9 protein-coding genes and 1 pseudogene are annotated in these 10,143 nt (G+C 58.0%); 5 read left to right on the forward strand and 5 right to left on the reverse strand.

The window, feature by feature from the left end; genetic code table 11:
* From B7L72_RS12225 to B7L72_RS12245, 5 genes and pseudogenes are all read left to right on the forward strand, one after another.
* Positions 1-413 (forward strand): annotated as a pseudogene (locus tag B7L72_RS12225) (P-type conjugative transfer protein TrbL); the annotation flags it as partial.
* Between the two features lie 18 nt (positions 414-431).
* Positions 432-1,136, forward strand: a complete 705-nt coding sequence (trbF, locus tag B7L72_RS12230; RefSeq protein ID WP_081194662.1) for a conjugal transfer protein TrbF — start codon at positions 432-434, stop codon at positions 1,134-1,136.
* Positions 1,133-2,125: a P-type conjugative transfer protein TrbG gene (gene trbG / locus B7L72_RS12235; RefSeq protein WP_081194664.1), complete on the forward strand. Its 993-nt coding sequence runs from the start codon at positions 1,133-1,135 to the stop codon at positions 2,123-2,125. Before trbF ends, trbG begins: the two co-directional genes overlap by 4 nt.
* Positions 2,126-2,127: 2 nt before the next feature.
* Positions 2,128-3,417 carry a TrbI/VirB10 family protein gene (locus B7L72_RS12240; protein WP_081194666.1) on the forward strand — a complete coding sequence of 430 codons (1,290 nt, stop codon included), beginning with the start codon at positions 2,128-2,130 and terminating at the stop codon, positions 3,415-3,417.
* Positions 3,414-3,632: a DUF2274 domain-containing protein gene (locus B7L72_RS12245; RefSeq protein WP_081194668.1), complete on the forward strand. Its 219-nt coding sequence runs from the start codon at positions 3,414-3,416 to the stop codon at positions 3,630-3,632. Before B7L72_RS12240 ends, B7L72_RS12245 begins: the two co-directional genes overlap by 4 nt.
* Before the next feature lie 66 nt (positions 3,633-3,698).
* Here the strand turns inward: B7L72_RS12245 and B7L72_RS12250 are convergent, their stop codons facing one another.
* The 5 genes from B7L72_RS12250 to B7L72_RS12270 form a co-directional block, all read right to left on the reverse strand.
* Positions 3,699-4,832 carry a hypothetical protein gene (locus B7L72_RS12250; RefSeq protein ID WP_081194827.1) on the reverse strand — a complete coding sequence of 378 codons (1,134 nt, stop codon included), beginning with the start codon at positions 4,830-4,832 and terminating at the stop codon, positions 3,699-3,701.
* Positions 4,833-4,884: 52 nt separating this feature from the next.
* Positions 4,885-8,391, reverse strand: a complete 3,507-nt coding sequence (locus B7L72_RS12255) for a DEAD/DEAH box helicase (protein ID WP_081194670.1) — start codon at positions 8,389-8,391, stop codon at positions 4,885-4,887.
* On the reverse strand, positions 8,378-9,139 hold the full coding sequence (locus tag B7L72_RS12260) for a HamA C-terminal domain-containing protein (RefSeq protein ID WP_217806077.1): 762 nt from the start codon (positions 9,137-9,139) through the stop codon (positions 8,378-8,380). Before B7L72_RS12260 ends, B7L72_RS12255 begins: the two co-directional genes overlap by 14 nt.
* Positions 9,140-9,240: 101 nt before the next feature.
* Positions 9,241-9,570 (reverse strand): hypothetical protein, encoded by a 330-nt coding sequence (locus tag B7L72_RS12265; RefSeq protein ID WP_081194672.1) that lies wholly within the window; start codon positions 9,568-9,570, stop codon positions 9,241-9,243.
* Positions 9,571-9,618: 48 nt separating this feature from the next.
* Positions 9,619-9,978 carry a sigma factor-like helix-turn-helix DNA-binding protein gene (locus B7L72_RS12270; protein WP_176212880.1) on the reverse strand — a complete coding sequence of 120 codons (360 nt, stop codon included), beginning with the start codon at positions 9,976-9,978 and terminating at the stop codon, positions 9,619-9,621.
* Positions 9,979-10,143 lie beyond the last annotated feature (165 nt).

The raw sequence follows: 10,143 nt of genomic DNA on the forward strand, positions 1-10,143 counted from the left end.
CGCGTGCTGCTGCCTCGACCGTCGGCAGTGCCCAGTCGGCGTTTCAGGCCGGTTCGACCGCAGCTGGTGGCGGCCTCAAAGGAGCGGCGGCAGGCCTTGGGCATGTCGCCAAGTCCGGTGCTCAAGCGGCCGGACGAGGCACGGCGGCTCGTGCTTCCTCTGTTGGACAACGCATGGCCGCTCCCTTCCGCGCGGGCTGGAACGGCTCGGCCACCAATGATGGCGTGGGCTCTGGCACCGCTGGAGCGGGCCAGAGCGCGACATCGCCACCTCAACAACAACCCGCCTGGGCTAGGCGTTTGCACCGCCGCCAGCAGATCACCCAAGCCGCTACGACGACCGCCCATACATTGCGCAGTGGCGACGGTGGCGGTGCGGGTTCCGGTCCAAGCCTGAATGATTCCGATACCTGACCTTTAAGGAGACCACCCATGCGATTCAAACGACCCAGGGTGCGCTATGCGGAATCGCCGCAACCAGCCACCCCTTACCAATCCGCCGCCCAGGTGTGGGATGAGCGCATCGGCTCGGCCCGCGTGCAAGCGAAGAACTGGCGATTAATGGCCTTCGGCTGCCTGGTGCTTGCGTTGTTGATGGCCGGTGGCCTGTTGTGGCGTTCAGCGCAGTCCATCGTCACGCCCTATGTGGTGGAGGTGGATCAGGCCGGACAAGTGCGAGCCGTGGGTGAAGCCGCTACGCCTTACCGGCCTAACGATGCGCAGACGGCGCACCACATCGCACGCTTCATCATGCTGGTTCGCTCGTTGTCCACCGATCCCATCGTGGTGCGGCAAAACTGGCTCGACGCCTACGACCACACCACCGATAAGGGCGCTGCCGTGCTCAACGACTACGCCCGCAGCAATGATCCGTTCGCCCGTATCGGTCGCGAGTCAGTGACGGTGCAGATCACCAGTGTCGTGCGTGCCAGTGATTCGTCGTTCAACGTGCGGTGGACGGAACGCCGCTACGTCAATGGTGCTGACGCGGGGTTGGAGCGCTGGACAGCGGTAGTGTCCATCGTGCTGCAACCCCCGCGCACCGAGGATCGCTTGCGCAGTAACCCCGTGGGCATCTACGTCAATGGTCTGTCGTGGAGCCGTGAACTGGATACGTCCGAAGGAGCCCGGCCATGAAACCGTCTTTTCACTTTTACGCCTTACCATTGACCCTGCTTGTCCTGTCGGGCTGCGCTACGCAGGGGAAGCCGCCACCGACTATATCACTCGATGAAGCCATACAGGCCCAGCCACTGCCCGAGCCACCGAAGGCCGTGGAGGTGGTGATGGTGCCGGAGGTACTACCGATGCCGGCGCAGTTGAAGCCGTTGCCGGAAACCGACAAGGCTGAGGCGACGTCAGAGCCCGCCGATGAAACCCTGCGTGTGTCCACGGCCAATGAGGAAGCGCGAATGGCGCCAACCCGTGAGGGCTACGTCAATGCCATCCAGGTCTGGCCCTTCACCGAAGGCGCGCTGTACCAGATCTATGCGGCGGTCGGACGAGTGACGGTGATTGCGCTCCAGCCGGGTGAGGAACTGGTGACGGTGGCGGCCGGGGATACCGTGCGTTGGGTCGTGGGCGACACGTCCAGCGGTAGCGGAAACGAGTTACGTGTCAACGTGCTGGTCAAGCCCATCCGTTCGGATCTGAAAACCAATTTGGTCATTACCACCAACCGCCGGACGTACCTGCTGGAGCTGACTTCAACGGACGAAGCGTGGATGGCATCGGTGTCCTGGGATTACCCGCGTGATCAAATGCTTGCCTTGCAGCGTCGGAATCAGGCCGCCGAGGCGGTCGCGCCCGTGGACACTGGTTTGGCGCTGGAAAACCTACGCTTTCGCTACGCGATCAGCGGCAGTCAGCCGCCGTGGAAGCCGCTGCGTGCTTTTGATGATGGCCGGAAGGTCTATATCCAATTCCCGGCAGGTATTGCCCAAGGCGAACTGCCGCCTCTATTCGTGATCGGCGCCGAGGGGGATGGGCAACTGGTGAACTACCGCTTCCGCCCACCGTATTACATCGTCGATCGGTTGTTCGGTGCGGCCGAACTGCGCCTGGGCGGGGATAAAGGCGAGGTGGTGCGCATCGAACGCACTGACGGCGTGGCACGGAGGAACTGAGCATGAGCAAGGACGAGACTATCAACCGGGCCGTGCCGCAGGCGGATAAGGTGCCCCCCGACACTGTGACACTACGTGCCCAGCCACGTCCGATTACACGCCTGAACCGGCGTACGTTGGCTATCCTTACTGGTGGTCTGGCGGTCGCTGTGCTCGGGGCCACACTCTGGTCATTGCAGCCGCCACAGCGCAGGGGTAGCGAGCAGACGGAGCTGTACAACGTCGAGCGTGTGTCGCGCTCCGAGCAACTGGACCGGCTTCCCACCGACTATTCCAAATTGCCGTCGGCATTGCCTCGCGATGTACCGGAACTGGGGCCACCTTTGCCGGGTGATCTGGGGCCGGCCATTGTGAACGCGCAACAGCCAGCGGTGGCCAGCTATTCGGTACCCGGTCATGATCCTGCCGATGCTCTACGAGAGGAGGCAGAGGCCGCAGCGGCTTCGTCCCTATTCTTTCAGAGCGGCAACCGAAACCAAGTCAACACGACAGCCACAGCACCGTCGCCGTCTGCTGTGCTAGGCATGGGAAACACCTTGGCGGGTTTTGATCCGTTGGCCGCCGGGCCAGCGTCGACAACGGCACAATTGGCCGATCCGACTGCCGTGCAGAATCGTCAGGACCAAAAAGAAGGGTTCCTGCAATCCGCTTCCACTGAAATCCGTAATTCCGGGAATCTGCAATTACCAGCCTCGCCTTATCAGGTCATGTCTGGAACGGTCATTGCGGGAGCGCTGGTGACTGGCATCCAATCCGATCTACCGGGCGATGTGATTGCAACAGTCACAGAGCCGATCTACGACACGGCTACCGGACTACACCTGCTGATCCCGCAGGGCTCACGTATCCTGGGTCGCTACAACAGCCAAGTCAGCTATGGGCAGAGCCGGGTTCAAGTCATCTGGAACCGCATCATCTTGCCCGACACATCCTCGCTGACGCTGGACAACCTGGTCGGTACCGACCCGGCTGGCTATGCCGGCCTAGAGGATGGCGTCGACTGGCATTGGGACCGGATCTTTGCCGGCGCCGTGCTGACGACGCTGCTAGGTGTCGGCGCCGAGCTGGCTGCGCCTGAGAACCGGCAGGATGGCGACCGTGTCATCATCGCCGGCCGAGACAGTGCGCAAGACAGTATCAATCAGGTGGGCCAGGAAATGACCCGGCGCAACCTCAACATTCAGCCGACACTGACCAGTAGGCCTGGCCTGCCTGTACGCATCATCGTCAACCGCGACTTAGTGCTCCGCCCTTACCAGCCATTGCTCTTCAACCAGGGAGTGTCACAATGACAACGACTCGAAAACTACGTCTAGGGCCACTACCCAGTAATCAGACCACCAAGTTGACTTTCGTTTGCCCAGCAAGCCTGAAGACTGACCTTGACCGCTACGCCGCGCTGCACGCCCAGACCTACGGAGAGGCAGTCGACGCCGTGACGTTGATCCCGCATATGCTGGAAGCATTTATGGCAAGGGATAGGGGGTTCAGGCGAGAAAGAAAATAGGAGCCGGATAGGGGGGAGCGTTCCAGCTACCTCTTCTCTGTGCGTCGCTCGGCGGGGCCATACAGGCTATTTCCCCGACTGAACTTGGAATCGTGCTCGGAGGTCTGTTTCAATCTCATTCCGCTCATCGATAGGAGAAAGTCCGTCTGGCGCAGGCAATCCACTTTCTTGAAGTTTCTTGAGCATTGCCCACGCTTCAAAGTCATGGAATGGATTCAGCCCGATCACATTGCCTAGCATGGGATCAATCTGATCTGGAGTGGTTGAAATGCGTGCGAATAGTTCTGTAGATTTAGCTAGATTCCAGCCACTTATGAAAAGAAGAAGCGCAGATAGGGCAAGTACACAGCTAGCGACATCGTTATCACGTCTCTTGCTGGCGGACGCCAAAGGCGCGTAGTTATGGGATATAAACCTTGCAAGGGAGATACTTTGAGTGTACTCCGTTTGGAGCACCGTCGGATCGAATACATCCTCGCCATGGTAGCGCTTTGCGAGGGACTCAACGCGAGTTGAGAGGGAGTGGATGTGCCAAAGGCGCTCTTCCCGCATGGTGTCGAGAGTGGCTATGTGGCGTTTAGCTAAGACGCGTGTTGCTTCTGTTTTCCAGTCGAAGCCGGGTATCGCAACAATGTCGGCTGACAGCGGTACCTCCATGGGTAACATATGCTGTACAGGGCCGGTTATACGATGAAGGTTGTCTAGCCACTTGGGAAGGCATGGGTCTAGGTTCACATGAAACAACGCACTGGCTTTCTTTTGGAAAAACCACTTTCGCATATCTCGAATGGACTTCTGGCTAAATACACCTGCTTGTATGCCCTTGCATACAAGCTCTCGAATAGCTCGGGTTAGATTTGAGTTCGCCTTACCAAAAGCAACCAGGTTCTCCGGAGTGAAGCCAACAGAATCATTCCCGGCATAGTCGCATTCGGGCTTATGACCAGGAGAGGAAAACCGGAAGTAGCCTTGTCGTATAGCCTTCTTAGAGGTACGGGAGATACTTTCTCGGACAACATCTGCGCCTGTGACAAAACAACATGGGCATTCGATATCTGTTCGAAGAAATGCTCGCCATTCCTCCGGTATTTCATTTACATCCAGAGGTTTCCGTGTTTCGTAGCGACGAGACAAGGAGTTCAGGACCTGCTCAAGGTCGACCTCCTTTTGTTCTGATATGGAATAAGCTGTCAAGGGCATTCGGATTCTCTGGTTGAATAGGTTGAAGTAAAAGAACTGAGACACAGCCTTTTCACGTGTCGGCGAGTGGCCAGCGCAGTTTCCCTCGACCGATACGCACGACTTCCACAAGCTTTGTATTGCCCTGCAGTCGGCCCGAAAAAAGGCTGGGCTTAGGGTCGAGCGCTGGCTTCTTGAACACGGCGACCCGCTGATAGTCTGGAGTGACTAGCCAGGTTCGCCCATCACCCTCATCGGTGGCAATCCGATAGAGGCCAGCAGGTGGGGCAGTCCCAATATCGAGTAGACGCCTACAATGCCTGATCGACCATCTCTGTATGCCGCTGCTGAGGGCTTCTGTTCGGAACCGCGCCCATAGTGCAGCCGAGTCCGGAGTCGGCCAATCACCAGCATCGGTGTAGGCCGTGATCTCGTCGGATTCGAGCCAGGCCCGCATCTCTGCCGGCGTAACGAAGACCGGCTCAGCATCCTCTATTGCGGCCATTGCCGCACGTCGTGATGGAAGGCCGGCACGGATCAGCATCGCCATCATAAATTGCGGAACGCCAGTTTCGACCGCTGCCGCGGCACCACCCGCCACTATCTCCGGTGACCAACCGAGGGACATGCGGCGGGTACGGACAGCTTCCAACGCCCAGACCAAACGATAGGTGAAGGCCTCTTCGACGGTTCGCATATTTTGCGGCCCGATTTTGGCAACATCCTCACCAGAGATCCAATTGCGCAGGATGTCCTTCCAATTTGCCGGCAGTGCGTTCGCCTTGTCCGGGATGAAAGGTCGTATGAACAATAGGCGTTCGCCGAGACCACCAAGGGCGTCGACAAGTTCGTCGACGTCGCCACTCAGTGCTGCAGCATCAGCTCGATCGAGGAGCTCGGCAAGCTCGTCCGCCATAGCATCAATGGCGAGGCCAGCCTCTAGGCCAACCCCCATTGCGAAATGTCCGCGGCGCGCTTGTACCGTGGTGGCCTTCCATATGAGATCGGCGCGCGCCTCGAACACCCTTTTGTGCAGCGGGGCGACGTTCTCGTCCTCGCGGGCGATTTGGCGGGCCCAGAGCGATCCTTTGAGGGCCTCGTCTAAAAGGTTGGGTAGGTCAGCGCGATCGGCGTCTAGCGCATCGATCAGACCGAACACAGTCGCATCGAGGCGTTCGACAATCTGAGTCAACGGCTCTTCGTCGATGCTTTCCTCGTCGCCGTCCTCATCGCCTTCATCATCGTCGTCGCTATCTGCATCGTATTCCATGGCTGCGGCCAGGCGCTCGGCCATCTCGGCCTCTTCATCGGGTGATCTCCATGCCTCTCGGGCGTTGGCGAGATATTCCCAGGCATCGTCGCGATCAAGCACGCCCTCGCGTGACAGGCGCTCAAGGATTTTAGCAACGATCTGGATGAGACCACTTTTCAGCGTGCGAGCCTTGGCGGAGACAACCAGTTTCCTCCACTCTTTCTTTCGCCAGGCGATCTTGTCAAACATGACGTGGACAATGAGACCTTCGACATCGACGAACGCGCGCCCCGCACGGCCGGCAACGTTGGCGAACTCCTCACCCTTGATCTTCTCACCTGCACGGTAGAGCGCGGGCACCAGCAGAACGGCGGCATTGAGGTTCAGGCCTTGGGCAAGTGTTGGCGAGGCAACAATGACTTTCAGCACGCCTTCGGACAGGAGGACTTCCAATTCGCGCAAGAACGGACTCGGCAGGCGGCCGTGGTGTATGGCGACGCCAGCCTTCAGGCTGGCTACAGCGGGATGAGCCTCGCCCAACCATTCCTTTCCAACTTCTAGAGCGCGAGCGATCGACGCCTCATCCTCCAGGAGCGAGTCCAAATAGCCTCGCTTACAAAGGTCTACGACCTGCTTGCCGTAACTCTCGACCCAATTCGCCTGTGTGGAAAAGATCAGAGTCCGCTTACCTTGGCCTGCGAACTCCCATGCAGCGAACAAGGCAAGATGCGAGTTTTTGCGCGGATATGGCTTTTTCTCTTGACCCCGCGCAGGCCTATGTAAGACGAATTTATCGAGGAAAGGACCGTCGTCGTCGAGGTCGAGCCGAAGCAGCGCATCATTTCCTCGCCAGGTAAGCGCACCGAATCGCTGCCGCGTGGGGCGCCAGTCGGAAAGCACGGGTTCGCCGGGTTCGTCGGAGCGTATCCATGCGGTAAGATCGTCCAGTTCATCGCCACTGGGCAGGATCGCTGAGAGACATACAATTCGGCGCTCGCTAGTATCGGCTCGCCGAAGCAGGCGTTGCACCAGCGTCTCGTAGCGGATCTCACGCTCGCTCGGACCGATCATATGACCTTCGTCGAGGACGATAAGGCCAACATCATCGATTAGTGATGGGTCACTTCGCAGGGCGAAATCGAGCTTTTCGGGCGTTGCGATAATGATTTCACGGGTGCGCAACGCGTCTTCATCGCCTGCCGAAAGGCCGCTGGCGCCGTAAAGGGAGGAAACGCTGAAGCCGAGCGGTGCGAAGGTCTTTCTGAAGGAGCGCTCGGTCTGCGCCGAAAGCGCACGCAGCGGAGTGACCACCAGCACCCGGCGAGCCGACGAAAGAGTCATCAGCGCGGCGATCTCAGCCACTCGTGTCTTTCCAGCGCTGGTCGGCAAGGCGACGACAAGGTCGTCAGTCACGTCTGTGGAACGCTGGGCCGCTTCGCGCTGCGATGGCCATAGCTCTACCTCGGACGTCTTCCGCGTGTAGAGCGACGAGATGAATAGTCGGCGCAAGTCTGGGTATTTTTCTTCGGAACCCTCCGGCGGCTCGATCGGCAGGTTTTGGTGCAACGAGTGCTGCCAAAGGTCGTCGATCAGATGACCGCAGAGGTTCGAGATCCACCACAGCGGAACATTCTCAGCGTTGTTTGCCAAGCTGACGGCATTGTCGAGCAAGACCCGTGAGTTTTCGGCTAGCTCAGGTTCTCCAGTTTCAAGTGCGAAGTCGAAAAACGCCAGGGCTCGGCAAATCGTTGTGTTGAGAATGGTCGACAGCGCTTCGTCAACGTCAGGGGCTTCGCTCCGCAGCTTCTCTGCTATCTGCTCGTCGGTATGAGCCTCGTCGCCGAGCCATTCGCGAACGAAATCACGTAATTGATCGAGATCCCGTAGAATCAGATAGCGGATCGCCGTTTCGCCAGGCGAGGTGTTGAGGTCATTGGTCATCTCATTGAACAATGAATAGGCGACGGCCGAGAAGCCGGCCAGATGGTAGGCAGCGGCGGCCACTGTTCGACGGAAGCCGCGATCTGGGGCCTCAGGGTCACCATTACGCACTAAGGCTTCAAACGCGTTCGCGGCGCGCTCGAAGGCTTTGCTGGTCAGTTCTGAAGTACCTGCCTGGGCGCGCATGGCCATTGCGCCTCGTAGCAAGGCGAAGCCATGCTCGGCGAGATCTGTTTCAATTGTCGCGCCAAGAGGAGGGGCGTTCTCCGGTAGCACACCTTCCTCGCGCATGAGTGACCAAGCGGCGCCACGATAGAGAAGGCGCCCAAGAATGCCGTCAGCGGTCGCCGTCGTCAGGAACTCAGTTAGTTCGTCAATCGTCTCCAAGATTTTCTGCCTCGATGTACATAGTTGCGATGAAGTCTTGGTGATCTTCGACGTGTATGTTCACGACATAATGGTCCCGATTAGCCTCAGCTGCGTCGAGATCATCTTTCAGAGAGGCGTGTGGGCCGTTGCCCGAAACTGTGAAAAGCATGTGGTCAATGCGATCAGCATGTAACGACTTCAGGCCAACCTCATCGCGAAGGCTGCGACCCAGATCGTTGTCATCTAGGTCGTCGCTTTCCAGCAGGCGATTTGCAACGAACAACAACGAGTCGGGCGTACAACGGCCGCTATCACGGTTGAGTACCTTGCGAGCGCTCGTGACTGTGGTCTTGCCCAGTACCTTGTTACTCTTGGCTTCCCCCTTCAAGAGCCAGAGCTTCTCACCCTTGCCGTCGTATCCGGCGCCGATAAAGTCGTCGCCGCGCATGGCCATGTTGCGGCCGTCCTTGTAGCGAAGTCGGCGCACGGGAACACGAAGACCGACCTCTTCCTCGACCAGTTCGGTCGCGAGAATCTCACCGAGGTCGCCGGAGCGACCCTTGGTCGTTTGAGGCATCGCAGCGTTGAGGATTTCACTGGCGACCTCGTATCCGAGTCGTTTCACATCTTCAGCAATGCGTTCGAGTCGATCGTAGTGTGAGCGGATGGTCTCTACGAGGTCATCGCGGATTTCGTCGCGGCCGCCATCCTTCTCAACATAGGTCCAGTAATGCTTGCGTTTGTTTTTTCTTTGGTGGGCTCGCACCACTTCCCATATAGCCCCACGATGCTACTCCCCGATCAATCAGTTTCAGTTCTGATAGCGGTCATGGAGTACCAGCGAGCACACCGTGACGACTTCAATATTCAGGCGAGCACGGGCTCGCTGTCGTTTCCCTGCTGGGCGCGCTGATCTTTGATGATCGCGCGGGTTTGCTTGGCAGTTAGAGGAGCTTTGGTCTTCGAGTCCTCATAAAGGTCGCCATACGCCAAGACTTTGTCAGCGGTATAGCGCTTGCCATTCGGGCTGTTTTTCGTCATTTGTAATGCAATGACTTCTGGATCAACGTTTTCTTCAAGCATGCGGCCGGCGCGCTCGACAGCGGAGCCTGCTCGCGACGCCGGGCTTGAGACTTTTTCGATGAGATCGACGGCACCGTCAGCGACGGTGCCCGTAATGTTAGTAGGTTTCGGCATGTGTAGAGTCCTTCAGAAAGCCCATTGAGCAGGCATAGTTTGGTGAATTTAGGTAGAAGACAATTTCTTGATCTGTGCCACCCGTGACTGAGAAATACCAATACGTTTCGCCACTTCCGTCTGCGTGAGCCCTTGGTTGAGCAAGGTCAAAACAGCCCTATTTCGGTCTTCAATAGTGAGCGAGTGAGGATCGAACTGAGTAGCTTGGCTCAAACCTCTTGAGACCCATTCGTTGTGCTGGACACGCCCATCCCGGTGCTGCACATTGGCGGACACCATCCCGGTGCGGTTATCGACCTGGAGAGAAAATCGTACGATGTCAGGGTTGTTCGTCAGGCGCTGTGTCATCTCACCAAGCTGCTGATGAACCTCGTTGGCTTGCATAACTGGAAGTGGTACAGGCGCCATGGGCCTTGCCATTTGAGAGTGCTCCGAGTTAGTGTTTATAATATTAAATATATTAGAAATGTTCTGGAGGGTCAACATCTCTCCCGCCGTGGCACGCCAGAGTGGGAAGTCTGAAGGCGCCTATATGACTCCTAGTCCATGGAGTCATGTTTAGGCGGGGTAGCT

The organism is Halomonas sp. BC1, assembly GCF_002078135.1.
In the GTDB taxonomy this organism is placed as follows: Bacteria; Pseudomonadota; Gammaproteobacteria; order Pseudomonadales; family Halomonadaceae; genus Vreelandella; species Vreelandella stevensii.

What these genes read in the sequence shown, in the direction of transcription:
- trbF (WP_081194662.1), top strand. Translation starts at nt 432, where the DNA reads ATGCGATTCAAACGACCCAGGGTGCGCTATGCGGAATCGCCGCAACCA.
- trbG (WP_081194664.1), top strand. Translation starts at nt 1,133, where the DNA reads ATGAAACCGTCTTTTCACTTTTACGCCTTACCATTGACCCTGCTTGTC.
- B7L72_RS12240 (WP_081194666.1), top strand. Translation starts at nt 2,128, where the DNA reads ATGAGCAAGGACGAGACTATCAACCGGGCCGTGCCGCAGGCGGATAAG.
- B7L72_RS12245 (WP_081194668.1), top strand. Translation starts at nt 3,414, where the DNA reads ATGACAACGACTCGAAAACTACGTCTAGGGCCACTACCCAGTAATCAG.
- B7L72_RS12250 (WP_081194827.1), bottom strand. Translation starts at nt 4,832, where the DNA reads ATGCCCTTGACAGCTTATTCCATATCAGAACAAAAGGAGGTCGACCTT.
- B7L72_RS12265 (WP_081194672.1), bottom strand. Translation starts at nt 9,570, where the DNA reads ATGCCGAAACCTACTAACATTACGGGCACCGTCGCTGACGGTGCCGTC.
- B7L72_RS12270 (WP_176212880.1), bottom strand. Translation starts at nt 9,978, where the DNA reads ATGGCGCCTGTACCACTTCCAGTTATGCAAGCCAACGAGGTTCATCAG.